General features: G+C 65.2%; 21 protein-coding genes. 17 read left to right on the forward strand and 4 right to left on the reverse strand.

Features of this window, described 5'->3' with window-relative positions:
• Positions 1-31: 31 nt before the first annotated feature.
• Together AC56LN_RS06490 and AC56LN_RS06495 are read right to left on the reverse strand one after the other, a co-directional pair.
• Entirely contained in the window at positions 32-3,784 is a 3,753-nt protein-coding gene (locus AC56LN_RS06490) for an AAA family ATPase (protein WP_499570494.1), read from the reverse strand.
• Entirely contained in the window at positions 3,781-5,052 is a 1,272-nt protein-coding gene (locus AC56LN_RS06495; protein ID WP_499570496.1) for an exonuclease SbcCD subunit D C-terminal domain-containing protein, read from the reverse strand. The genes AC56LN_RS06490 and AC56LN_RS06495 overlap by 4 nt, the downstream gene beginning before the upstream one ends.
• 313 nt (positions 5,053-5,365) lie before the next feature.
• On the opposite strand from AC56LN_RS06495, the gene AC56LN_RS06500 reads away from it, so the two are divergent.
• The 9 genes from AC56LN_RS06500 to AC56LN_RS06540 all read left to right on the forward strand — a co-directional run bounded on the left by AC56LN_RS06500 (position 5,366) and on the right by AC56LN_RS06540 (position 17,244).
• Complete coding sequence (locus AC56LN_RS06500; RefSeq protein WP_499570498.1) at positions 5,366-5,950, forward strand: hypothetical protein; 585 nt, start codon at positions 5,366-5,368, stop codon at positions 5,948-5,950.
• Positions 5,951-6,027: 77 nt separating this feature from the next.
• Entirely contained in the window at positions 6,028-8,718 is a 2,691-nt protein-coding gene (locus AC56LN_RS06505; protein ID WP_499570500.1) for a DUF349 domain-containing protein, read from the forward strand.
• Positions 8,715-9,173 carry a molybdopterin synthase catalytic subunit MoaE gene (moaE, locus tag AC56LN_RS06510; RefSeq protein ID WP_482899323.1) on the forward strand — a complete coding sequence of 153 codons (459 nt, stop codon included), beginning with the start codon at positions 8,715-8,717 and terminating at the stop codon, positions 9,171-9,173. Before AC56LN_RS06505 ends, moaE begins: the two co-directional genes overlap by 4 nt.
• On the forward strand, positions 9,158-9,544 hold the full coding sequence (gene crcB / locus AC56LN_RS06515; protein ID WP_499570503.1) for a fluoride efflux transporter CrcB: 387 nt from the start codon (positions 9,158-9,160) through the stop codon (positions 9,542-9,544). The genes moaE and crcB overlap by 16 nt, the downstream gene beginning before the upstream one ends.
• A gap of 95 nt (positions 9,545-9,639) precedes the next feature.
• Positions 9,640-10,065, forward strand: a complete 426-nt coding sequence (yiaA, locus tag AC56LN_RS06520) for an inner membrane protein YiaA (protein ID WP_499570505.1) — start codon at positions 9,640-9,642, stop codon at positions 10,063-10,065.
• Between the two features lie 113 nt (positions 10,066-10,178).
• Positions 10,179-12,788 (forward strand): ATP-dependent chaperone ClpB, encoded by a 2,610-nt coding sequence (gene clpB, locus AC56LN_RS06525; protein WP_499570507.1) that lies wholly within the window; start codon positions 10,179-10,181, stop codon positions 12,786-12,788.
• 328 nt (positions 12,789-13,116) lie between these two features.
• Positions 13,117-14,415: an isocitrate lyase gene (gene aceA / locus AC56LN_RS06530; protein ID WP_332530897.1), complete on the forward strand. Its 1,299-nt coding sequence runs from the start codon at positions 13,117-13,119 to the stop codon at positions 14,413-14,415.
• Between the two features lie 166 nt (positions 14,416-14,581).
• Positions 14,582-15,850, forward strand: a complete 1,269-nt coding sequence (locus AC56LN_RS06535; RefSeq protein WP_499570509.1) for a 23S rRNA (adenine(2030)-N(6))-methyltransferase RlmJ — start codon at positions 14,582-14,584, stop codon at positions 15,848-15,850.
• 125 nt (positions 15,851-15,975) lie between these two features.
• Positions 15,976-17,244: an EAL and HDOD domain-containing protein gene (locus AC56LN_RS06540; protein ID WP_482899317.1), complete on the forward strand. Its 1,269-nt coding sequence runs from the start codon at positions 15,976-15,978 to the stop codon at positions 17,242-17,244.
• 14 nt (positions 17,245-17,258) lie between these two features.
• Here AC56LN_RS06540 and AC56LN_RS06545 read toward each other — a convergent pair whose 3' ends face one another.
• The gene (locus AC56LN_RS06545; RefSeq protein WP_499570512.1) at positions 17,259-18,008 is read right to left on the reverse strand and encodes an SAM-dependent methyltransferase; all 750 of its coding nucleotides are present in this window, start codon (positions 18,006-18,008) and stop codon (positions 17,259-17,261) included.
• 19 nt (positions 18,009-18,027) lie between these two features.
• The gene (locus AC56LN_RS06550; protein WP_499570514.1) at positions 18,028-18,642 is read right to left on the reverse strand and encodes a Maf-like protein; all 615 of its coding nucleotides are present in this window, start codon (positions 18,640-18,642) and stop codon (positions 18,028-18,030) included.
• 96 nt (positions 18,643-18,738) lie between these two features.
• Here AC56LN_RS06550 and AC56LN_RS06555 point away from each other — a divergent pair, with 96 nt between their 5' ends.
• From AC56LN_RS06555 to fabF, 8 genes are all read left to right on the forward strand, one after another.
• Positions 18,739-19,236 (forward strand): YceD family protein, encoded by a 498-nt coding sequence (locus AC56LN_RS06555; RefSeq protein WP_482899314.1) that lies wholly within the window; start codon positions 18,739-18,741, stop codon positions 19,234-19,236.
• Between the two features lie 252 nt (positions 19,237-19,488).
• Positions 19,489-19,671 carry a 50S ribosomal protein L32 gene (gene rpmF / locus AC56LN_RS06560; protein ID WP_028104096.1) on the forward strand — a complete coding sequence of 61 codons (183 nt, stop codon included), beginning with the start codon at positions 19,489-19,491 and terminating at the stop codon, positions 19,669-19,671.
• 212 nt (positions 19,672-19,883) lie between these two features.
• Complete coding sequence (plsX, locus tag AC56LN_RS06565; protein ID WP_332530891.1) at positions 19,884-20,954, forward strand: phosphate acyltransferase PlsX; 1,071 nt, start codon at positions 19,884-19,886, stop codon at positions 20,952-20,954.
• Between the two features lie 19 nt (positions 20,955-20,973).
• Entirely contained in the window at positions 20,974-21,960 is a 987-nt protein-coding gene (locus AC56LN_RS06570; RefSeq protein WP_499570516.1) for a beta-ketoacyl-ACP synthase III, read from the forward strand.
• A gap of 66 nt (positions 21,961-22,026) precedes the next feature.
• Positions 22,027-22,962, forward strand: a complete 936-nt coding sequence (gene fabD / locus AC56LN_RS06575) for an ACP S-malonyltransferase (RefSeq protein ID WP_499570518.1) — start codon at positions 22,027-22,029, stop codon at positions 22,960-22,962.
• A 39-nt stretch (positions 22,963-23,001) separates the two neighbouring features.
• Positions 23,002-23,739: a 3-oxoacyl-ACP reductase FabG gene (gene fabG / locus AC56LN_RS06580; protein WP_499570520.1), complete on the forward strand. Its 738-nt coding sequence runs from the start codon at positions 23,002-23,004 to the stop codon at positions 23,737-23,739.
• A gap of 212 nt (positions 23,740-23,951) precedes the next feature.
• Positions 23,952-24,191 (forward strand): acyl carrier protein, encoded by a 240-nt coding sequence (acpP, locus tag AC56LN_RS06585; RefSeq protein ID WP_020653257.1) that lies wholly within the window; start codon positions 23,952-23,954, stop codon positions 24,189-24,191.
• A 42-nt stretch (positions 24,192-24,233) separates the two neighbouring features.
• Positions 24,234-25,481: a beta-ketoacyl-ACP synthase II gene (gene fabF, locus AC56LN_RS06590; protein WP_482899309.1), complete on the forward strand. Its 1,248-nt coding sequence runs from the start codon at positions 24,234-24,236 to the stop codon at positions 25,479-25,481.
• Positions 25,482-25,642 lie beyond the last annotated feature (161 nt).

A 25,642-nucleotide genomic window follows, 5' to 3' on the forward strand; every position in this document is an offset into this window, starting at 1 on the left:
TACACCGCCCGGGTATGCTGGCTGACCCGGTTCATTCGACCACCACGGCGCTGCTGCCGCCACCTGCCGGGCGCACCAGTACCTTGGTTGCGATGCGCTCGGTCATCTCCTGCACGTGCGAAATCACGCCCACCTTGCGCCCCAGCGATTGCAGCGCGTCCAGCGCGTCCATCGCCACGCCCAGCGTTTCGCTGTCGAGGCTGCCGAAGCCCTCGTCGATGAACAGCGACTCGACCCGCACCCGGTTCGATGACAGCGAGGCCAGGCCCAGCGCCAGCGCGAGCGACACCAGGAACGATTCGCCACCGGACAGCGAATTGACCGAGCGCACTTCGCCGCCCATGTCCTGGTCGCGCACCATCAGCGCCAGCGACGGCATGCCCTGGTAGCTGACGCGCTCGAGGCGATAGCGCCTGGCCAGCTGCGCCAGGTGCGCATTCGCGTAGCCAAGCAGCACGTCAAGGGTGAACTGCTGCGCGTAGTTGCGGAATTTCTTGCCGTCGCTCGAACCGATCAGCTCCGACAGCTTGCCCCAGCGCTGTTCCTCTACCTGTTGCTGCTCGATCTCGCGCAGGCTGGATGCCGCAGCCACGCGCCGCTCGTCGTCCTGCAGCACGCGCAGGCGCGCCGAGGTCGACGCTTCGATCGCTGCGTGACGCTCGGCCTGGATGGCCTCGAACGCCGCAGTGACGGCCTCGACCGGCTGGCCATCCGGCGGGGCCGACGCCAGATGCGCCAGACGCTGGGCGCACCGCTCGTGCAGGATCGCCGTGGCCTGGCCGACGGCGGTGTCAATGGCGTTCAGCGCCGTGCGTTCCTGCGCCAGCCACGCCGCGCCCACTTGCAGCAGGCGGGCCAGCGCATCGGCATTGGCGATATCGTCCACGCCATCGGCATCCTTGCGGTAGTCGTCCAGCCAGTCGGCCAGCGCGGTGGCCGCGGCTGCGCCGGCGCTGTCGAGCTGCGCCACGCGCTCGACCAGGCCGGCCAGTGCGGTGCGCGCCGTCGTTTCGCCCTGGGCAGCGTGCTGCGCCACCAGCTGGCGCGCCGCGAGCGCTTCGCGCGCGTTGGTGACGGCGGCGTTCAGCTCGCGCTCGACGTCGCGTGCGGGGCGGCCCGCCCACAGGGCAGCGCGCGCCGTGCGTTTCCTGGTGAATTCGGCGTCGATGCGCTCGAAGTCGAGTGCACTGTGGGCGCCAGCGGCGTCGATCTCGGTGATACGCGTGGCCAGCGCCGTCGTTTCCACGTCCAGTGTGGCAATCGCGGCAGTGGCGTGGGCCAGTGCATCGGTCTGCTCACGCCACGCGGCGGCTTCGTGCGTGCGTGCTGCGCGCCAGCTGGCCGGATCGCGCCGCCATGCCGCTTGCCAGCCATCGCCATGCGCATCGGCCAGTGGCCCGTCGAGTTCAGCAAGCAGCGCAGCCAGTTGTGTGTCGGCGGTTTCCCGGCGCAGCGTGTGGGTCTTGAGCGCGGCCTGCAGCCCGGCCGCCGCTTCGCGCCCGGCATCCGCTGCCTGGCGCAGGCGCGCCAGATCGGACTGGGCGGCGTCGACATCGCGCTGTGCGGCGTCGCGGGCGGCAGCGGCGGCGCGCCACTGTTGCTCTTGCCGGGCCAACGCGTCGACCGCGTCGCGCAGCGCATTGCGCTGGGCGCCGAACCAGGCGGCGCGTTCGTCAGCGTCCGGCGGTGCGCCGGCAGCCAGCGGGTCGGCGTGCCAGGCCTGCTCGAGGCTGGTGACGCGCTCGCCCAGCGTGCCGCGCTCTCGCATCAGCGCCGCCAGACGCTCGTGCGCCGCGCCGGCGGCCGCCGCATGCTGCGCCTGCAGCGCGTTGTTGTCGCGCACGCGCAGGCGGCAGCCGTCGACCTCGGCGCGCAGGCTGGCCAGCATGTTCTTCAGTGGCGCTGCCTGATGGGCATACGGGTGCTCGTGCGCACCGCAGACAGGGCAGGGCGCGTCGTCCTGCAGGTTCGCGCGTAACTGTTCGACATCCGCCGCGCATGCGAGTTCCGCCGCCGCCAGCGAGCGCTCGGCCTGCGTCATGGCTGCTTCCAGCGCCGGCGCGCCGGCGCGCGCTTCGCCCAGGCCTTGTTCGGCGCTTGAGCGCGCTGTCTCGACGCGGTCAGCGTCGCGCGCCAGGCCGGCCAGCGTGGCGTGTGCGGCCGACAGGTCGGACCAGGTTCTCTCGGCCTGCGCCAGGCGCTCGCGGCGCACATCGAGTTGCTGGCGCTCGATGCCGATGGCGTCGGCATCGACGCCGGCCAGCGCCGCCATCGCCGCGCGGCGTGTCGTCTCCAGCGCATCGAGGCGCTCGGTGCTGGCCGCCAGCGCGCCCGTGGCCTGCGCCTCGCATTCGGCAGCGCCCAGTGCCTGAGTCTGGAGTGCTTCTGCCGCCGCTGTGTTGGCCGCCAGTGTGGCGAGCGTGTCTTCGCCCTGGCGCAGCAGGCGTTCCCATTGGCCCCAGGCGCCGGCCACCGCGTCCAGCCGCGATTGGGCCGCCAGCCAGGCGCCAGCGCCATCGCGGGCCTGCTGCGCGCGTGCCAGTGCAGTGGATTTGGCCTGATGCTGCTCGCGGACCTGGCGCGCCTGCGTGCGCGCGGCGTCAAGCGCCGACTGGGCCTGCACGTGGTTGGGCGCCAATGCCGCCAGCGCGGCATCGAGCGCCTTTGCCTCATCCAGTTGCGGCGTGGCGGTGCGCAGTGCTGCTTCGGCGGCATCCAGCTGCGCAGTGGCGGCATCGGTGTCGGCCACACTGGTACGGCGTACTTCGAGCGCCGCCGCCAGCTGGGCTTGCGTCGTCTCGATGGCCGAATGGGCTTGCCGGCGCTCGGCTTCCAGGCGCTGCACTTCCAGCGTCAGGGGCCGCGCCGCCTGCACCGCGTCGAGCGTGGCCAGGCGCTGGCGCCGCTCGCCGGCCTCCGCGCGCTGCGCGCTGGCCGCCGCCAGTGCCTGCTCGGCCTGCGCTTCGCCGCGCGTGAGCTTGTCCAGTTCCTGGTGCCAGCGCAGTTGCCCTTCGAGCAGGGCGTGGCGATCGTCCAGTGCCTGCCGTGCCAGGTCGGCGTTCGTGCGCTCGTCCTCCAGCAGCGCGCGGTCCTCGGGCGAGAGTGGTGCGGCATTGGCCAGCCTGGATTGCAGGACCTGGGTGCGGACCTGCTCGGCCTTGTAGCGCTCGAAGGCCCGGCGCGAGATGTCGCTGTAGACGGTGGTGCCGGTCAGCGTTTCGAGCAGTTCGCCGCGCTCGTTCTCGTCGGTCTTCAGAAACGCCGAAAATTCGTTCTGGGCCAGCAGTACGGCGCGCGTGAACTGTTCGAACGACAGGCCGATGCGTTGCACGATCTCTGCCGCAGCTTCGGTATTGGTGCCGCCCACGGGGATCAGGTCGGGCAGGCGGTTCAGCGAAATCTTGACCGGCTGCAGGGCCCCGCTCGGCTTGTTGCGCGAGCGCCGCACGGCCCAGCGGGCGCGATAGCGCAGGTCGTCGCTCCCCACGAAGTCGACCTCGGCCCAGCCTTCGGCGGCGCCACGACGCAGCAGCGTACGGGCATCCTGTGCGGTCACCGTTTCTTCGCCGACATCCGGCAGGCGCGTGCTGGAGCGCTTCAGCAGGCGTGGCGTGTCGCCATACAGCGCCAGGCACAGCGCGTCGAGCAGGGTGCTCTTGCCGGCACCGGTCGGGCCGCTGATGGCAAACAGGCCGGCGGATGCGAGCGGTTCGGATTCGAAATCGATGGCAAACTCGCCCGCCAGCGAAGCGAGGTTCTTGCCGCTGATACGCAGGATCTTCATCGCGGCTCGCCCTCCGCTGCGTGGAACAGTTCGGCAAACGACGCGATCTGCTCCGGTGGCGCTTCGGCGCCGTATTTCTGCAGCCACAGGCGCCGGAACACATCGTCCGGTTGCAGTTGCGCCAGCTGGTCCAGGCTCAGTGCGAGCGCCGTATCGTCGACGGCCACGTGCTTGCGCGTCGGTTCGATCTTGGCCAGGCGCACGGGCTTGCCGGCCAGTACCGCCTCGATGCGCGCGCGCAGGCCTGGTTCCGGCCCGTCGAGCAGCACCCTGACTTCAAGAAAGGGCCACGCGTGCTGCGGCAGGTCGGGATCGAGTTCGAGCGCCTCCAGCGCCGCCAGTGCCTCGTCAAGCGGCGCAGGCTTGGCCGGCACGCGCAGCAAGGCCACCGCGCGTGGTACGGACAGCGGCGTGATCTCCACGGCACGATCGCCTTCCAGGTCGATCCGCAGCACCTGATGCTGGTAATTGACTTCGGAAAATGACAGCGGGAGCGGGCTGCCGCTGTAACGCACATTCTCGCGCCCGCCGACCTTCTGGGCCAGGTGCAGGTGACCCAGCGCCGCGTAGGCGATGCCCGGATCGAACATGCTGCTGGGCAGCGCCTCGGTGCCGCCGATGACGATGCGGCGCTCGGAGTCGAGCGACGCCTGGCCATCGACCATATGGCAGTGGCCCATGGCGATGATGGCCTGGCCGTCCGTGGCGCGTTCGTGCGCCAGCGCATACGCCTGGCGGTACAGCAGGGTCGTGCCCTGCAGATACGGATCGAGGCCCGGCTCGTCGCTGGCTGCCTCGCCCGCTGCGGCGCGCAGGCGCGGCACATCGCCGGGGCGCAGGAACGGCACGGCCAGGCACCACGCCGCCACCTTTCCGGCGCGGTCATGCAGCGGCACCAGCAGGCGCTCGAGGTCGACCTCGCCGTCGCTGCTGCGCAGCACATTGCCCACGACAATCGTGCCATAGGCTTCGAGCAGCGGCGTGGGCGCTTCCAGCCGGCCGGCGGAATCGTGGTTGCCCGCGATGACCACCACCTGCAGATGGGGCACGCGGCTGCGGGCCTGCTGCAGGAAACGATAGAGCTGGCGGTGGGCGGCCGACGACGGATTGGCGTTATCGAAAATATCGCCCGCGATCAGCAGCACATCGATGCGCTCAGCGTCCAGCGTATCGACCAGCCAGTCGAGGAAGCACTGGTGTTCGTGGATCCGGTCGAAATTGTGCAGGGTCTGGCCAAGATGCCAGTCGGAGGTGTGCAGCAGCCGCATGGGGAGTTCTACCGTTGGGAAAGCCGAAATCGGGGCTTACTATAACGCAGCCGGCGACCGGTCGTGGCGTGCGGTGCAATACCATCTCGCAAGCATATTGTGTGGGGAAACTCGTCGTGCCTGACCCCGCTCTTGTTGTCAAATCGCATTTGACGAACATCAAACCTGACCAGGGCCGTGTCTCTACACTAGCTAGTTCTTGTCGCCGGCTACTACTACAAAATCCATCGCCGGCTACCCCGATACCCGCATCCCCAGCCGATCCGGCATTGGCCTCGCCATGCCCGCTGGCGGCGCATTGAGAGGAGACATCATGCTGACTTCCACCTACACGCTGGTGGCGCTGTCCGTCGAACAGGCCCGGGCGCGCACCGCCCTGCAGACGCTGCTCGACCGCTGGCGGCCCGCCGCCTGGTGGGGCGAGCCGCCAGCGGCGCACCAGTACGAAGCGGCTTGCGAGGCGCTGCGCCAGGCCAGCGAGGCGTGCCAGTGGCGCAAGCTCGACAAGTTCGTGCTGCCGGCACTACGCCGGCGCGGCGTCGATGCGGTCACGCTGCTGGCCGAACTCGATGCGCTGAGCCGGCGTGCACACGCGGCGTGCATGGCGGCCCAATCCGCCGCGTCCGACGGCGACCCCGGCTGCCTGGCGGCGCTTGAACAATGCTGCGAACTGCTTCTTGAGCGCCTGGACCGCGAAGAACGCGAGTTGCTGCCGCTGGCGCGCACGGTGATCCCGGGCGACCACTGGTTCACGATTGCCAACCAGATGCTGGCGCACGACACGGTGCAGAACGAACACCGGGACACGGGGCGTGGCGTGGTGCGGACCATGGCGGTGCCAGAAGTTTCAGTCAGGAAATCGGTCGCCGCGGCGCCCGTCGCGCCCATCGTGAATTAGCCGCTGCAGCAGGCCGTGCGCACCGGCTGACACCCTGTTCTTTGCTATGATGGCAGTTTTAGCGGTGCGAATTTCCTATGTTCGATTTTCTCTTCAAGCGGCAGGGCAGCAAGCCGGCCGCGTCCGGCGAGCAGCAGGGCGCCGCCAAGCCAGTCCCGGCGAAATCGGGCGCTGCCCAGCCGGTTGGTACCAGGGCGGGTAACAAGGCCAAGGCGGCAGCCGCCGCCGCTGCCGCACAGGCGGCAGACCAGGCTGCAGCGCAGGCCGCCGAGGCGCGCGCCGCCGTGGCCAGCGCCCGCGAGCGCCAGGCTGCGCAGCTCAAGGCGCTTGGCAGCGACGAAGCCGCTGCCGCCGAGTTCATCCTGCAATCCCCGTTTTCCGAATTGCGCCTGGCCGCCGCCGAGCTGCTCCATGGCCGCGAGCACCTCGAGCGCGTGTACGGCGCGATGCGCAATGTCGATCGTCGCGTTGCCAAGCTCGTGCATGGGCGGCTGGACGCGATCCGCCACCACGAAGCCGAACTGCGTCGTGGTGAAGACACGCTGGCGCAGGCGCGCGCCATGCTGGGTGATGTGTTGCTCACGCCTAACCACGTTGGCGAACTCGATCGTAAATGGTCGGTCATCCGCGCGCCGGAACTCGCTGCCGACTTCGCGGCCGTGCGCGCCCAGCTTGGTGCGCGTCTCGAAGCGCAGGTGCAGTTGCAGCGCGCCATGATCGATCGCTTGACGGCATTGCGCCAGCTCGACGGTCAGGGACTGGACGCTGCCGCACTCGGCGAGGCGCTGGCCCGCCTGCAGCAGGAACAGGCAGCGGCACTGGCCGACCCTGGTCACCCGTCGCTGCCGCGCGCGCTGGTGGGCGAGGTGGGCAATGAACTGGCGCGCCTGACGGCCAGTCTTGCTACCGCCGAGAAAGATGCTGCAGCGCTGGAAGCCCGCGACGCGGCACTGGCCGCATGGGAAGCGCAGCCGCAGGCGGAATTGACACCGGATGCCCTGCGCCGCGACTGGCAGCGCCTGCCGGCCATGCCTGCCAATGCCGCCGCCGAGGCGTTGCAGGCGCGTTTCGACGCGTTGCTGGCGTCGTTCCCGCAAGCGGTCCGCAAGCCCAAGGCGGTACAGGCCCCAGCACCAGCCGACACCGGCAGCGCGCCCGCCAGGGACAAGGGCGCCGACCAGGCCTTCCTCGACCAGCTCGAGGCGCTCGAAGCCGCCCTGCAGCAGGGCTCGCTCGGCACCGCCGCCGAAATCGACAAATCGCTGAAGGAAGCCAAGGACAAGGGCGTGCGCCTGACGGCTGCCCAGCTCGAGCACCTGAACCATCTGCGCGCCGACCTGAAGCGCTTGTCCGACTGGGCGCGCTGGGGCGGTAACGTGTCGCGCGAAGAACTCATCAAGACGGTCGAGACGCTGGCCACGCAGAACCTGGCGATGGGCGAGCTGGCCAAGAAGGTCGGCAGCATGCGCGAGCGCTGGAAGGCGCTCGACACCTTGTCCGGCCCGGCGCCGCGCAGCCTGTGGGAGCGCTTCGACGCCGCCTGCAGCGCTGCCTACGCACCAGCCGCCGCGCATTTCCGCCAGCTGGCCGACGAACGCCACGCGAATGCCGCGCGCGGCCAGGCGCTGGTCGACGAAGCCCAGGCCGAGATCGCCCGCCTGCAGGGAGACAACGCTGACTGGAAGCACGTGTCGGCCACCGTCCAGCGCCTGCGTACGGCGTGGAGTCATCTGGGCGCGGTCGACCGCAAGGAAAAGAAACGTCTCGATGGCCTGTTCTCCGAGGCGCTGACCACGCTGCAGCGCCCGCTGGAAAACCAGCGCAAGGTCGAAGTGGCCGTGCGCGAGCAACTGATCGAAGAAGTCCACAAGCTCGATCCGAACGAACGGCACGCGGTCGACATGCTGCGCGAGTTGCAGAGCCGCTGGCAAGAGCATGCACGCGCATTGCCGCTCGAGCGCAAGGCCGAGCAGGCGCTGTGGCAGCGTTTCCGCGCTGCCTGCGATGCGCTGTTCGCGGCGCGCAAGGAGCATGCGCACGCTGCCGACAGTGAACGCCGTACCCACGAAGCGGCCAAGGAAGCGCTGTGCGCGCGCCTCGAAGCGGCGGCGGCGGATGCGACGCCGTCGAACGTGGCCAGGTTGCTGCGCGAAGCCGCGGCCGAGTGGCAGGCGATCGGCCCGGTGCCGCGTGCCCACGAGGCGCGTGTCGAGCAGCGTTACCAGGCTGCCGTGGCCCAGGTGCAGGCCCAGGTGGCGCAGGTGCGGCGCGCCGCCGACACGGTCCTGGCCGGCGTCGTGCGCGACAAGCTGCGCCTGATCCAGGCGCTCGAAACCGCACTGGCCGATCCCGCCAGCAATGGTGGCACCCATATGCAGGGCGACGACTGGCGTGCGCGCTGGGCCGCACTGGCGCCGGTCGACGGCGGTTACGAGCCGATCCTGCAGAAGCGGTTCGATGCAGCGCTGGCAGCGCTCGAAGGCGATCGCGCCGCGTATGCGCGCCTGCTCCAGGAAAACCAGCCGCGCCTGCTGAATGATCTGCTGCGCCTGGAAATCGCCGCCGGCATCGACAGCGGCGCCGAGTTCGCCCGCGACCGCCTGCGCCTGCAGGTCGAGGTGCTGCAAAGCTCCCTCAAGTCGGGGCAGAAGCCGGGCGGCAACACGGCCGAACTGCGCGCGCTGCTGGCGCTGCCGGCACTGGCCGACGTGCGCACCGAAACGCGGATTGAATGCCTGATGCTGCGTCAGCCGAAGGAGGCGTCATGAACCACGTGCGTGTGCAAACCGGCGACTTCGACCTTGGCCTCGAAGTTGCGCGCCTGCGCGAGGGCGATGCCCGCGTTGGCGCCATCGTGACGTTCGTCGGCACCGTGCGCGACCTGAACGATGGCGCGCAGGTCGCCGCGATGGAACTCGAACACTATCCCGGGATGACCGAGAAAGCGCTCGACGATATCGCGGCCCAGGCCGCCGCGCGCTGGCCGCTGTTCGCCACGCTGGTCATCCACCGCGTGGGGCCGCTGCTGCCGCTCGACCAGATCGTGCTGGTGGCCGTTACCGCCGCGCACCGCGGTGACGCGTTTGCGGCCTGCGAATTCATCATGGATTATCTGAAGACCGAAGCGCCGTTCTGGAAGAAAGAAGACACGCCGGACGGCGCGCGCTGGGTTGATGCGCGCGTGACGGACGATACGGCGCGGGCGCGATGGCAAGCCCGCTGAGTTTCCTTGCCGTCGGGCTTGGCGCCGCCATCGGCGCCTGGCTGCGCTGGGGGCTCGGGCTGTGGCTGGGCAGCCTGCACGGCTTTGTCCAGATCGGCACGCTGGCGGCTAACCTGATCGGTGGCTTCCTCATTGGCTGCGCACTGGCGTTCTTTGCCGACCAGCCCGGGCTGGCGCCGCACTGGCGCCTGTTCATCGTCACCGGCTTCCTTGGCGGCTTGACGACCTTCTCCAGTTTTTCCGGCGAATCGATGACGCTGCTGCAGCGTGGCGAGATCGGCTGGGCACTGGCGCACACGGCCTTGCACCTGATTGGCGCGCTGCTGTGTTGCATGGCTGGTTTTGCCCTGCTGCGTACCCTGCGCGGGTAAATGCTGCGGGCAGGGCGGTTTTCCCTGACAACGCATAAATGGCCCGGTTGAAGCATGCTAGAGTTTCCGTCCAGTAAATGCACAGGAGCTCGACCATGAATACCCATTACCGGCCCACCGCGGCCTTCGTCGGCGCCTCCTGGGGCGCGCTCATCATCGGCATGGCAGCCTATCTGATCGGCCTCTGGAACGCCCAGATGCAGCTGAACGAAAAAGGTTATTACCTCGTGCTGCTGCTGTACGGACTGTTCGCCGCGATTTCTCTGCAAAAGACCGTCCGCGACCGCGCGGAGGGCGTGGCGGTCACGGGCCTGTATTCGTCGCTGTGCTGGTTCTCGCTGGCCGCGTCGATCGGGCTGCTGGGCATCGGCCTCGTCAACGCCACCCTGGCGCTGAGCGAGAAGGGCTTTTATGCGATGTCGTTTGCGCTGTCGCTGTTTGCCGTGGTTGCCGTGCAAAAGAACGTGCGCGATCTGCAGGCGGCGGGACCGGCGCCCGAGTCGAAATTGTCCGACAGCTGAGTACTTTTCGTCTTGTAGGTGTTTTTCTTACGTAAAGCGCGACTCCGCGCTTGAAAAGCATCCTGTCATCCCAATCTTGTATCGCAACCAAGAACCAACTCAGGAGTCACACCATGCGACAAGATAAACTGACGACCAAGCTCCAGGAAGCGCTGGCGGATGCCCAGAGCCTGGCGGTCGGCAACGATAACCAATACATTGAAACAGTGCACCTGCTGGTGGCGCTGTTGAACCAGGACGACGGCAGCGCGCGCTCGCTGCTGCAGCGCGCAGGCGTGAACGTCGGTGCGCTGTCCAATGCGCTGAAGGCCTCGCTCGAGCGCCAGCCGAAGGTCACCGGTACCGGCGGCAACGTCCAGGTCGGGCGCGACCTGATGGGCTTGCTGAACCTGGCCGATCGCGAAGCGCAGAAGCGCGGCGACGGCTTCGTCTCGTCCGAAATGATCCTGCTGGCGCTGCTGGAAGACAAGTCGGACGCCGGCCGCCTGGCGCGTGAAAACGGCCTGGCCAAGAAGTCGCTCGAGTCGGCCATCCAGGCCGTGCGCGGTGGCGAAAGCGTCAATTCGCCCGAAGCCGAAGGCCAGCGCGAATCGCTCAAGAAATACACCCTCGACCTGACCGAGCGCGCCCGCGCCGGCAAGCTCGACCCGGTCATCGGCCGCGACGATGAAATCCGCCGCGCGATCCAGGTGCTGCAGCGCCGCAGCAAGAACAATCCGGTGCTGATCGGTGAGCCGGGCGTGGGCAAGACGGCCATTGTCGAAGGGCTGGCCCAGCGCATCGTCAATGGCGAAGTGCCCGATTCGCTCAAGGGCAAGCGCGTGCTGTCGCTCGACATGGCGTCGCTGCTGGCCGGTGCCAAGTTCCGCGGTGAATTCGAAGAGCGCCTCAAAAGCGTGCTGAAAGAGCTGGCGCAGGACGAAGGCCAGACGATCGTCTTCATCGATGAGCTGCACACGATGGTCGGTGCCGGCAAGGCCGAAGGCGCGATGGACGCCGGCAATATGCTCAAGCCAGCGCTGGCGCGCGGCGAGCTGCACTGCGTCGGCGCGACCACACTTGACGAGTACCGCAAGTACGTTGAAAAGGACGCCGCGCTCGAGCGCCGCTTCCAGAAGATCATCGTCGACGAGCCAAGCGTCGAAGCGACGATTGCCATCCTGCGCGGGCTGCAGGAGAAATACGAGCTGCACCACCAGGTCGACATCACCGACGCGGCGATCATCGCGGCGGCCGAGCTGTCGCACCGCTACATCACCGACCGTTTCCTGCCCGACAAGGCGATCGACCTGATCGACGAAGCGGCGGCCAAGATCAAGATCGAGATCGATTCGAAGCCCGAAGTCATGGACCGCCTCGAGCGCCGCATGATCCAGCTGAAGATCGAGCGCGAAGCCGTGCGCCGCGAAACCGACGAAGCATCGCAGCGCCGCCTCGAGCTGCTGGGCGAGGAAATCGTGCGCCTGGAACGCGAGTACAACGACTTCGAAGAAATCCTGAAAGCCGAGAAGGCCGCGGTGCAGGGCACCACGCACATCAAGGAAGAGATCGAGCGCATCCGCTACCAGATGGAAGAGGCGCGCCGCCAGAGCAACTGGCAGCAGGCATCCGAGCTGCAGTATGGCCGCCTGCCGGAACTCGAAGCGCAACTGCGTGACGCGGAAGCCAGCACCGCGCGCGCTGAACTCGACGGCCAGAAGCCCAAGCTGCTGCGCACGCAGGTGGGCGCCGAGGAGATCGCCGAAGTGGTCTCGCGTGCGACGGGCATCCCGGTCACCCGCATGCTGCAGGGCGAGCGCGACAAGCTGCTGCACATCGAGGACGAGCTGCACAAGCGCGTCGTGGGCCAGGATGAAGCCATCGAAGCGGTGTCGGACGCGATCCGTCGTTCGCGCGCCGGCCTGTCCGACCCGGATCGTCCGTACGGTTCGTTCATGTTCCTGGGCCCGACCGGTGTCGGTAAAACCGAGCTGTGCAAGGCGCTGGCCGGCTTCCTGTTCGATACGCAGGATGCGATGATCCGCATCGACATGAGCGAATTCATGGAGAAGCATTCGGTCGCCCGCCTGATCGGCGCGCCGCCGGGCTATGTCGGTTACGAAGAGGGCGGTTACCTGACCGAAGCCGTGCGGCGCAAACCGTACAGCGTGATCCTGCTCGACGAGATCGAGAAGGCGCACCCGGACGTGTTCAATGTGCTGCTGCAGGTGCTGGACGATGGCCGCATGACCGATGGCCAGGGCCGCACGGTCGACTTCAAGAACACGGTGATCGTGATGACGTCGAACCTGGGTTCGCACCGGATCCAGGCGATGGAGAGCGATGAGCCGGCCGTCGTGAAGATGGCGGTGATGGCCGAGGTGCGCGGGCACTTCCGCCCCGAGTTCATCAACCGTATCGACGAGATCGTCGTGTTCCATGCACTGGATGAGAAGAACATCGGCGCCATTGCCCGCATCCAGCTGCAGATCCTGGAAGCGCGCCTGGCCAGGATGGACATGACGCTCGACATCGACGAAGAGGCGCTGCAGAAGATTGCCGAAGCAGGATATGACCCGGTGTATGGCGCAAGGCCGCTCAAGCGCGCGATCCAGCAACAGATCGAGAATCCGCTGTCGAAAGCGATCCTGTCGGGCCGCTTCGGACCGAAGGACGTGATTCCGGTCCGGGTGCGGGGTGGCGAGCTGACCTTTGGTGAGCAGACGGTCGAACTGGCGAAGTAAGCCGCTTCGGTTGACATGAAAAGGGCGCGGCAATTGCCGCGCCCTTTGTCGTTTCTTGACGGGAAATAAGACGCCAGATTTCAGGATGCGAAATGATCGTCGTGCAATGTGGAATATGCAGCATTCCATCGAGGTCTGTAATTCCCACGGTGAGAAATTTCATTTCGAATCATGAAATATGGAATCCAAGTGATTGATATTAATCATAAAAATTTCAGTCGTATGTCTTATAGAAGACTGATGCTGCCGCGCACAAACGGCTTTATGATGATCTCAACGGATTCGCATATTTCGTCAAACGTCTTACTACTCTTCAGGAGAACACACCATGACTACCCGTGAACAGCAAATCGCCGAACTGCAGCAAGACTGGGATACCAATCCACGCTGGAAAGGTGTTGTGCGCAATTACACCGCTGCCGACGTCGTTCGTCTGCGTGGCTCCGTGCGCATTGAGCACACGCTGGCCAAGCGCGGCGCCGAGAAGCTGTGGAATCTGGTCAATGACGAGCCGTATGTGAACGCCCTGGGCGCGCTGACCGGCAACCAGGCCATGCAGCAGGTGAAAGCGGGCCTGAAGGCGATCTACCTGTCGGGCTGGCAAGTGGCGGGCGACGCCAACGCCGCCGGTGAAATGTATCCGGACCAGTCGCTGTATCCGGCCAACTCGGTGCCGCTGGTCGTGCGCCGCATCAACAACACGTTCCAGCGCGCCGACCAGATCCAATGGTCGGAAGGCAAGGACGACATCGATTACTTCGCCCCGATCGTGGCCGATGCAGAAGCCGGTTTCGGCGGCGTGCTCAATGCCTATGAACTGATGAAGTCGATGATCGAAGCCGGCGCATCGGGCGTGCACTTCGAAGATCAATTGGCGTCGGTTAAGAAATGCGGCCACATGGGCGGCAAGGTGCTGGTGCCGACCCGCGAAGCCATCGAGAAACTCAACGCGGCCCGCCTGGCGGCCGACGTGATGGGCACCACGACGCTCGTCATCGCCCGCACCGACGCCGAAGCAGCTGACCTGCTGACGTCCGACGTCGATGCCAACGACAAGGAATTCTGCACCGGCGAGCGCACGGTCGAGGGTTTCTTCCGCGTCCAGCCGGGTGTCGAGCAAGCGATTTCGCGCGGCCTGGCCTACGCACCGTTCGCCGACCTGGTCTGGTGCGAAACCGGCAAGCCCGACCTTGAGTTCGCCCGCCGCTTTGCCGAAGCGATCCACGCCAAGTTCCCTGGCAAGATGCTGGCCTATAACTGCTCGCCGTCGTTCAACTGGAAAAAGAACCTGGACGACGCCACCATCGCCAAGTTCCAGCGTGAGCTGGGCGCGATGGGCTACAAATTCCAGTTCATCACGCTGGCCGGCTTCCATTCGCTCAATTACGGGATGTTCAACCTGGCCCACGGCTACGCACGCACCGGCATGTCGGCCTTCGTCGAGCTGCAAGAAGCCGAGTTCGCCGCTGCCGAAAAAGGGTTCACGGCCGTCAAGCACCAGCGCGAAGTGGGCACCGGCTACTTCGACGCCGTGACCCAGGCCATCCAGCAGGGCCAGAGTTCGACCACGGCGCTGCACGGCTCGACCGAGGACGAACAATTCTTCGAAGAAAAGAAAGTCGCCTGACAAGCACATTGATGGCGTGCTGGCCGCAACCTCACAAGGGTTGCGGCCTTTTTTATGTCGACCGCAGATCGCACCGATTCCCAGCCGGGCCCGGTTGTAGTGGATAATGGCGCCTAATATCGCCGCCAGTTTCGCGCGGCAACGTCACTTTTAGGAATTCCAGCTTATGTTGAGCTACCGCCACGCCTTCCACGCGGGTAACCACGCCGATGTCCTCAAGCACTTCATCCAGGTGCAACTGCACCAGTACATGAACCAGAAGGATGCGGCCTACACCTATATCGATACCCACTCGGGCGCCGGCGTGTACGCACTCGACAGCTTCCAGTCGACCAAGACCGCCGAATTCGATACCGGCATCGGCCCGCTGTGGGCGCTCACTGACGTCCCGGCACCGTTGAAAGAATACCTCGATCTGATCAAAGGCATGAACCCGAGCGGCAAGATGCGCTATTACCCGGGCTCGCCGTATGTGGCCGAGCAGATGGCGCGCGAGCAGGACCGCCTGCGCCTGTTCGAGCTGCACCCGGCCGATTGCAAGATCCTGGCCGATAATTTCCGCAAGCTCGACGCCCACAAGGCCGAGCAGGGCGAGCGTTCGCGCGGCCGCCGCGTGATGATCGACCGCGGCGACGGCTTCGACAGCATGAAGGCCCTGCTGCCGCCACCGTCGCGCCGCGCGCTGGTGCTGATCGACCCGCCGTACGAAGTCAAGGATGACTACAAGCGCGTGAAAGAAGCACTCGACGACGCATTGGTGCGTTTCCCGAGCGGCATCTACGCCGTCTGGTACCCGGTACTGCAGCGCATGGAATCGCGCCAGTTCGCCGACCGCCTGAAGCGCGTGCCGGCCAAGGAATGGCTGAACGTCACGCTGACAATCCAGACCCCGACCCCGGACGGCACCGGCCTGCACAGCTCCGGCATGTTCATCCTGAACCCGCCGTACACGCTCGAGCCGATGCTGCGCGAAGTGCTGCCGTACCTGGTGCGGGTGTTGGGCAAGGACGCCGGCGCACGCTTCACGATCGAGAAGGGCACCCAGGTCACGGGTACGTCCCTCGGTCGCAGCGCCAGCCGTACCGACGGCGCCGCCGGCATGCCGCGTCAGCCGATCGGCAATGCGCGCCGCGCCAGCCCGCTGTCGGGCAAGGGCAGTCTGCGCCTGCCGGGCCAGGTCATGCCGCGCGAAGGCGACGAGCCGGCAGTGCCGGTCAAGCCGTCACGATCGGGTACGGGCCGTCCGACACAGAATGCGGACCGGTCGGGCGCTGCGCCGCGCTCCACCACGCCAAGGAGCGCAGCGCCACGTGCTGCCGCGACGCGTGACGGGGCGGCAGCCGCGCCACGTACACCCCGCGCCGGCGGCGATCGCCCGGCAACACCGGGTGCACCGCGCACCGGCCGCACCCGCCAGGGCGGCGGTCGCGGCTAGTGTTCGATTCGATGTCGAAATGCTAAGATTGACATTTTTGTAGTATAGTGGTTGCAAATGGTGGGTGTGTGCGCGCCGCTGGCGCGCCGCTATCTGCCGCGATAGTTTCCAGGAGTAATATTTCAATGCATGCTGATGCAACGGCAGCGGTTTCGGTGCCGTCTGACGATTTTTTCCTCGCACGGCAACCCATTCTCGGGCGCGACCAGCAATTGCTGGCATTCGAGCTGCTGTTTCGCGCCGCCGGCGAGGACGAAGATGCCAAGCTGACGGACGGCGCCGCCGCGACGGCCGCCGTCATTTCGCATGCCTCCCAGCTGGGCATGGAGCAGGTGGTCGGCGAGCAGCTGGCCTTCGTCAACGTCGACGCTGTCGTCCTGATGAGCGACTTCGTGCGCTTCCTGCAGCCGCATAAAGTCATCCTCGAAATCCTGGAAACCGTCAAGCCGACGCCGGCCTTGCTGGCTCGCGTGGCCGAACTCAAAAACCTCGGCTTCAAGTTTGCCGTTGACGACGTCATCGAGCATTCGCGCGAACTCGATCAGCTGATTTCGCTGATCGACATCATCAAGGTCGACATCAAGGGTGTGGCCCCGGACGCCCTCGGTGAACTGGTCGCGTCGCTGAAAAAGACCGGCAAGCGCCTGCTGGCTGAAAAAGTCGAGACGATCGAAGAGTTCAAGCTGTGCATGGAACTGGGCTTCGAATACTTCCAGGGATATTACTTTGCGCGGCCCGTGATCCTCAGTGGCCGCAAGATCGCCCCGACCGAAGTCGTGCTGCTGCGTTTGCTGGAGCTGGTCAATTCCAACGCCGACAACCAGACCATCGAGACGGCCGTCAAGCGCGACGCGCTGGTCAGCCTGAACCTGCTGCGCCTGGTCAACAGCCGCGCGGTGCCGGGTCCGCGCATCGAATCGCTGTCACAGGCGCTGGCGGTGCTGGGCCGGCGCCAGCTGGGCCGCTGGCTGCAGATCCTGCTGTACACGGCGGCGGGCGCGCAGGTCTCGCTCGACTCGCCGTTGCTGCAACTGGCAACCACGCGTGGCAAACTGCTCGAGCTCATGACATTGCGCGTGCGCCCTGGTGACACGGCCAGCGCCGACCGCGCCTTCACGGTCGGCATCATGTCGCTGGCCGAAGCCCTGTTTTCGGTACGGATGGCCGAGATCCTCGTGCACGTCGAGATTGCCCATGACGTGCGCGACGCACTGATCGACCGCGATGGCGACTTCGGCACGATGCTGCGCATCGCCGAGCTGCTCGAGGCAGCCGTCGGCGGGCAAAAACTCAGTGCCGAGCTCAAGAAGATTGGGCTGACGGTGCCCGAGGTGCGCGAGATCGAGCTGGCCGCCTTCGACTGGGTCCGTGAACTGACCCACGATGTGCGCTGAATAACAACGCCTGGTTACTGACCCAGCAGCAGGAACACGGTCGGCTTCTTGTGGAAGTCCGGCCCCTTGTTCGCCCCCAGCGCTGCTTTCCACTTCGCCGCGGTCATCGTGCGCACCGACTCGCTTGGCAGCGACAGGTCGGTAGCCACGCACACCAGCGTGCCCGGCTGGCAACCCGCCACCAGCGCCTCGAGCATCGCGCCATTGCGGTACGGTGTTTCGATGAACAGTTGCGTCTGGCGCTCGCCGCGTGAGCGCGTTTCCAGCTCGCGGATGCGTTTCGTGCGCAGCGCCGCATCGGTCGGCAGATAACCGTTGAACGCAAAACTCTGGCCGTTCAGGCCGCTGGCCATGACGGCCAGCAGCAGCGATGACGGGCCGACCAGCGGCCGCACGGCAATGCCGTGCTGATGCGCCAGGCGCACGAGGTCGGCGCCGGGATCGGCCACGGCTGGCACGCCCGCTTCCGACACCAGGCCCGCATCGCGCCCTGCCAGCAGTGGCGCCAGCAATTGCGCCAGCGCCGCAGCCGGCGTATTCACGTTCAGTTCGGCGATCTCGATTTCCTGCAGCGGCTTGGCCAGCGGATGGTCGATGGCGATCAGTTTCAGGAACGCACGCGCGGTTTTTGCGTTTTCGGCAACAAAATAATCGAGCGAGCTGGTCAGCGCCTGCACCTGCGTCGGTAGCAGGCCGTTCAGGCAGCCGGGCGCCGCGTCGAGGGGGCCGAGGGTATTGGGAATCAGGTACAGGGTGCCGGGCATGGTCATTTCAGGTAAGTGATCAGGTGCCGAAGAAGCGCACGCCGGCGCGCCGCAGCATGCCGGTCAGGGCGATGAGCGGCAAGCCGGTGAGGGCGGTCGGATCAAGCGAGTGAATGTGGTCGATCAGGGCGATGCCCAGGCCTTCGTTCTTGGCGCTGCCGGCGCAGTCGTACGGTTGTTCGATGCGCAGGTAGGCGTCGAGCTCGGCATCCGGCAGGTCGCGAAAGCGCACGCGGACCTGCACATTGTCGATCTGGGCGGCTGCGGCGGGGTTGGCAGCGCGCCCGTCCCACAGGCACAGGGCCGTATGGAACACGACTTCACGGCCCCGCATCAATTGCAGCTGCGCCAGCGCGCGCGCATGGTCGCCCGGCTTGCCGATCTGCAGATCGTCGAGCGTGGCAACCTGGTCGGAACCGATCACGAGCGCATCCGGATGCAGGCGCGCCACGGCTTCGGCCTTGGCACGCGCGAGCCGCAGCGCGGTTGCCGGCGGCGTTTCAGCGGGCAGCGGGGTTTCATCGAGATCGGGCGCGATCGCCTCGAACGGCAGGCCGAGCCGGCCCAGCAATTCGCGCCGGTAGGCCGAGCTGGAAGCCAGGATCAGGCGGGGCGGGGTGGAACTTGGTAGCATGCGGCCCTCGGGATAAATCGGCAGCAAAGCCACAGTTTCATGGCGCTGCGGTGAAAAGCCTGCTATTATCGCAGGTTTTCCGGGACGACTTTCTAAATGAGCGCTTTCATCATTGATGCCTTCGAGTTTTGCAAGAGCGATGGTTTTCGTGAAGGCAGCACGCCCCTGGTCGAGATGACCCGGCTGGCCGAAGAGAGTTCCGAAAAAGGCGGCGACATCCGCTGGACGATGCAAGGGGGGCAAACCCGTCACGGTTATCCGTCGCTGACCCTCGAGGTCGCCGGTCACGTGAAGCTGGAATGCCAGCGTTGCCTGCAGCCCATGGATTACGACATCGATTCGTCGACCATGCTGGTGCTGGGCAAGGATGACGAAGAAGCCGATGCCATCGAGATCGTTCTCGACGACGACAGCATCGATGTGATCGTCGGCAGCCGCACCTGCGATATTCGCCAGCTGCTCGAAGACGAAGCCCTGCTGGCCTTGCCGCAGTCGCCAAAGCACGATGTCTGCCCAGAAACGAAGCTGCTGGACAGCCTGAAGAACGAGAAGCCGTCGCCATTTGCCGGCCTCAAGAATCTCAAGACAGAATGAATTAGTACCAACAAAGAGCAGGATCGGTTTCGCAGTACGGTGGCGGCAGCGTAGAAAGAATGTCGCCCAAAATTTGCAAAAAGAATGTGTCAGACGCGTGCAGCGCTCGAGTATGGCATTGGTAGTAGAAGTAGACGGAAACGTGTCGGCAATCCCGGGGACATCCTTGAAGATTGCTGCTGGGATACTCGATGCGCAAATCGTTGCACGTCGAATGTGTTAAAATTTTAGAACTTAGTATTAGGAGTTATCATGGCTGTTCAGCAGAATAAAAAATCCCCATCGAAGCGCGGTATGCACCGTTCGCACGACTTCCTGGTTGCACCTAACCTGGCAGTCGAGCCAACCACCGGTGAAACGCACCTGCGTCACCACATCAGCCCGAACGGTTTCTACCGTGGTCGCAAGGTCCTGAAGACCAAAAACGACGAGTAATCGACGTCCTGGCTTTTAGAACCATGAAAGCGGCGCAACGTATGGTATCTGCGTGGCGCCGCTTTTTCTTTGGCATCTGCTCAGGCATTGTTGGCATCACGGGCATGTGTTTCGCCCCGTCATGTTGAGCAGCGCGGATCCTGTGCGCCTCCTGGCGACGAATTGATCCCATCTGGCCGCCAGTCCTGTGTGAGCCGCGGCATTCCCAATACATGACCATAAAAATTTCCATTGACTGCATGGGTGGCGATCACGGCCCGTCAGTAACCATTCCGGCAGCAATCTCGTTCCTCAAGAAGCAGGATGACGCCGAGCTCGTGCTCGTGGGTGTCGAAGAGGTGCTGCGCGCAGAACTCAAGAAACACCACGGCGACAAATTGCCGCGTCTGACCATTAAGAACGCGACCGAAGTCGTCGCGATGGACGATCCGATCGAGGTGGCCCTGCGCCGCAAGAAGGATTCGTCGATGCGCGTGGCGATCGAGCTGGTGAAAGACGGCAGCGCCAATGCCTGCGTCTCGGCCGGCAATACCGGCGCCCTGATGGCCGTCTCGCGCTACGTGCTCAAGACGATGCCCGGCGTCGACCGTCCGGCGATCTGCTCGATCATGCCGAACCAGAAGAACGGTCCGACCTACATCCTCGACCTGGGCGCGAACGTCGATTGCGAACCGCATCACCTGCACCAGTTCGCGATCATGGGCTCGGTGCTGTGCTCGGCAATCGAAGGCATTCCCCGCCCGACCATTGGCCTGTTGAACGTGGGCACCGAAGACATCAAGGGCAACGAGGTGGTCAAGGCCACCGGCGTGCTGCTGCGCGACGATGCTGCCCGCGGCAAGCTCAATTTCTACGGCAATGTCGAAGGCAATGACATCTTCAAGGGGACCGTCGATGTCGTCGTCTGCGACGGTTTCGTCGGCAACGTGATGCTCAAGGCGATCGAAGGCCTGTCGCGCTTCATGAAATCGACCTTCAAGTCCGACATCATGTCGATGGTCGGCGCCGTGTTCGCACGCAAGGCAATGAAGAAACTCAATCCCGAGCGCTACAATGGCGCCGGTCTGCTGGGCCTGAAGGGCCTGGTGTTCAAGAGCCACGGCGGCGCCAACGCCTATTCGTTCGAATGGGCGATCAAGCGTGCCTACGAGGCCGCGCACAATAATGTGCAAGAACAGTTGTCGGCACTAATTACCGAGCTGATGCCGAATTCAACGGGCGCTGCCGAAGCGCCCATGCCGGTGCTCGAGCCCGTGTCCACGATCGAGCGCCAGGCGCAATAACCGAGCGGATGGTGAAGCAATGACCCTGTACAGCAAAATCACCGGCACCGGCAGCTACCTGCCGGCCAACCGTGTCACCAACGAAGCGCTGGCCACGCGGCTGGCTGCGCAAGGTGTCGAAACGTCGCACGAGTGGATCGTCACCCGCAGCGGTATCGAGGCGCGCCACTTCGCTGCTGCCGACGAACTCTCGTCCGACCTGGCCGTGCACGCCGCGCGCCGGGCGCTCGAGATGGCCGGTCGCGAGGCGGGCGACATCGACCTCGTCATCGTTGCCAGTTCCACCCCCGACTTCCACGGCAGCTTCCCGAGCACGGCCTGCATCGTCCAGCAAAAGCTGGGGATGGCCAATGGCAGCGCCGCTTTTGACGTGCAGGCTGTCTGCAGCGGCTTCGTCTACGCCTTGTCGACGGCCGATGCGTTCATCCGCGCCGGCAACCACAAGCGCGTGCTCGTGATCGGTTCCGAGATTTTCTCGCGCATCGTCGACTTCAACGACCGCGGCACCTGCGTGCTGTTCGGCGATGGCGCCGGCGCCGTGCTGCTGGAAGTGTCGAATGAGCCGGGCATCCTGGCCACCAAGCTGCACGCCGATGGCAGCCATGCCGACATCCTGTCGATCCCGGGCAATCTGGCGGGCGGCGCCGTTGCCGGCAGCGGTTTCCTGCACATGGACGGGCCGGCGGTGTTCAAGCTGGCTGTGTCGGTGCTCGAAAAGGTCGCGCACGAAGTGCTCGATACCGCCGGCGTCACGCCGGACCAGATCGACTGGCTGGTGCCGCACCAGGCCAATATCCGCATCATGAACGGCACCGCCAGGAAGCTCGGCCTGCCGCTGGAAAAAATGGTCGTCACCGTCAACGAGCACGGCAATACCTCGGCCGCCTCGATTCCGCTGGCGCTTGACCAGGCGGTGCGCGATGGCCGCATCAAGCCGGGCCAGAACGTGCTGATGGAAGGCGTGGGCGGCGGCTTTACCTGGGGCGCCGTGCTGGCGCGCATGTAACGGTCGCGCACCGCGTCGCAGTCACCGGCGGCGCTCCCTAGAACCAATTACTACGGACATATCACGATGAGCCAATTCGCATTCCTGTTTACCGGACAAGGCGCCCAGGCAGTGGGCATGTTGAACGGTTTCGCCGGCAACCCGGTTGTCGACCAGACCGTGCAAGAAGCTTCCGATGCCCTCGGCTTCGATCTGCAGCGCCTGATCGCCGACGGTCCGAAAGAAGACCTCGACCTCACCACCAATACCCAGCCGGTCATGCTGACCGCTGCCGTGGCCGTCTACCGCGCCTGGATCGCGGCCGGCGGCCCGGCGCCGTCCGTCGTTGCGGGCCACAGCCTGGGCGAATACTCGGCGCTGGTCGCCGCCGGCGTGATCCCGTTTGCCGACGCCGTGCCGCTGGTGCGCTTCCGCGCGCAGTCGATGCAGGACGCGGTGCCGGTCGGGCAGGGCGGCATGGCCGTCATCCTCGGCCTGCAGGCCGACGACGTGCGCGCCGTCTGTGCCGAAGCCGCGCAGGGCGAGGTCGTCGAAGCGGTCAACTTCAACGAGCCGACCCAGATCGTGATCGCCGGCCACACGGCGGCGGTCGAGCGTGCCTGCGAGATCGCCAAGGCGAAGGGTGCCAAGCGCGCCATGAAGCTGTCGGTCTCGGCGCCGTTCCACTCGTCGCTGCTGAAGCCCGCATCGGACCGCCTGCGCGAGTACATGCGCACGCTGACCTTTGCCGCGCCACAGATCCCCGTCATCAACAATGTCGATGTCGCCGTGTTGACCGATCCGGAACAGATCAAGGATGCGCTGGTGCGCCAGGCCGCGGGCCCGGTGCGCTGGGTCGAGACGATGCAGAAGATGGCGCAGGACGGCGTCACGCAGGTCATCGAATGCGCACCGAGCAAGACGCTCGTGGGCATGGCCAAGCGCATCGATCCGGCGCTGGTCGGCGACGCGCTGACCGACCAGGCCGCGCTCGAGCGCGTGCTGGCCACGTTCAAGGCGTAACGCCGGCGCAGCACCAACAACCCCAACAAGAGGACCACCATGAATCTGGAAAACCAAGTCGCCCTGATCAGCGGCGCATCGCGCGGCATCGGCAAGGCCATCGCTCTCGAACTGGCCCGCCAGGGCGCGAAAGTCGTCGGCACCGCCACCAGCGACGCTGGCGCGCAGGCGATCTCGGACTACCTGGCGCCGTTTGGCGGCAAGGGCGTCGTCCTGAACGTGCTCGACAGCGAACGCTGCGCGGCCGTCGTGGCGGATGTGCAGAAGGAATTCGGCAGCCTGTCGATCCTCGTCAACAATGCCGGCATTACCCAGGACAACCTGGCCATGCGCATGAAGGACGACGAGTGGGACGGCGTGATCGCCACCAACCTGACCGCCGTCGGCCGCCTGTCGCGCCTGGTGCTGCGCGGGATGATGAAGGCCAAGGCTGGCCGCATCATCAACATCACGTCGGTCGTGGGCGCCTCGGGCAACCCTGGGCAGATGAACTACGCGGCGGCCAAGGCCGGCGTGGCCGGCATGACCCGCGCGCTGGCGCGCGAGATCGGCAGCCGCAACATCACCGTCAATTGCGTCGCGCCGGGCTTCATCGATACCGACATGACCAAGTCGCTGGGCGACGACCAGCACGCTGCATTGCTGACCCAGATTCCGCTGGGCCGCCTTGGCCAGCCGGAAGACATCGCGCATGCAGTGGCGTTCCTGGCCGGTCCGCAAGCGGCCTATATCACGGGCACCGAGCTGCATGTGAACGGCGGCATGTACATGAATTAAGTATATTTAGCATCAAGCAGGAAATCAGTAGCAATAAAGGGAAGGTTTGCACGGTAATTGGCCCCGTTTGAACAGGACGATATCAGTGCAATCCCTACTTTTAGCAGGACTTTCCGGCGAGTTAGGCGCAGTCGCCGAAAATAGTTTTTCAGGTCGCAAACCTGATAAAATGCGCGCACTTTCCGCAACACATACCTTAATGGAGCTACAACATGTCGGATATCGAACAACGCGTTAAAAAAATCGTCGCTGAGCAACTGGGTGTTGCTGAAGCCGACATCAAAATCGAATCCTCGTTCGTTGACGACCTCGGTGCTGACTCGCTGGACACCGTCGAGCTGGTGATGGCTCTGGAAGATGAGTTCGAAATGGAAATCCCTGACGAACAGGCTGAGAAGATCACCACCGTCAAGCAAGCCATCGACTACGCTACCGCGCACGTCAAAGCCTGAGTCGGGTCTGAGTAGTCGCTTTACAGTTTTTGGGAGAATCGCTTGAGTCGTTCACGCAACCGCCGTGTCGTCGTCACTGGCCTGGGCTGCATTTCACCAATCGGTAACACCGTTACCGAAGCGTGGGATGCAGCGCTGGCTGGCAAGTCGGGTATTGCCGCCATCACCAAGTTTGATGCGTCGCAATTCACGACCCACTTCGCTGGTGAAGTAAAGAACTTCGTCGTCGAGGATTACCTGCCGGGCAAAGAAGGCCGCCATATGGATAGCTTTATCCATTACGGTATGGCAGCCGGTATCCAGGCCCTGCAGGATTCGGGTCTGGTTGTCACCGAAGAAAATGCGGACCGCATTGGCGTGGTGATCGGTTCGGGCATCGGCGGCTTGCCGCTGATCGAAGCCACCAAAGAGGAATACATGAACCGCGGCGCGCGCCGTATTTCGCCATTCTTCGTGCCAGCCTCGATCATCAACATGATCTCGGGCGATCTCTCGATCAAGTTCGGCCTGCGTGGCCCGAACCTGGCCATCGTCACCGCTTGCACCACCGGCCTGCACAGCATCGGCGCGGCAGCGCGCCTGATCGAATACGGCGACGCCGACGTGATGATCGCGGGCGGCGCCGAGTCGACCGTGTCGCCACTGGGCCTGGGCGGTTTCGCCTCGGCACGCGCGCTGTCGACCCGCAACGATGATCCGGCCACGGCCTCGCGTCCGTGGGACCGCGACCGCGACGGCTTCGTGCTGGGCGAGGGCGCCGGTGTCATGGTCGTCGAAGAGTATGAACACGCTGTCGCGCGCGGCGCCCGCATTTATGCTGAAGTCATCGGCTTCGGCATGAGCGCGGACGCCAACCACATCACCTCGCCGGTCGAGGATGGCAGTGGCGCGGCACGTTGCATGGTCAACGCCCTCAATAACGCGGGCATCAATGCCGACCAGGTGCAGTACGTGAATGCGCACGGCACCTCGACGCCATTGGGCGATGCCGCAGAAGTGCGTGGCATCAAGCGCGTGTTTGGCGACCATGCCAAAAAGATTGTCGTGAATTCGACCAAGTCGATGACCGGTCACCTGCTTGGTGGCGCCGGCGGCCTGGAATCCGTGTTCACGGTGCTGGCGATCCATAACCAGATCTCGCCGCCGACGATCAACATCTTCAACCAGGATCCCGAGTGCGACCTGGACTTCTGCGCCAACACGGCGCGTGAGATGCAGATCGATTACGCGGTGAAGAACTCGTTCGGTTTCGGCGGTACCAACGGTACCCTCGTTTTCGCGAAAATCTGAACTTGACAGCCCCATCCCGGTCGAACGGGATGGGCGCTTCCTGCAGCCCGTTGCATTGCCCGCTTGTTGGTCTACCGCGGTGATGTTCCGGTGCTGGCGGCAACGTCCGCAGCTTGCCCGCCGGGCGAGCCTATCCAGTTTCCCCTCGTTGTATGCACTGT

It is taken from the genome of Telluria sp. ZT3P26 (genome assembly GCF_059686035.1).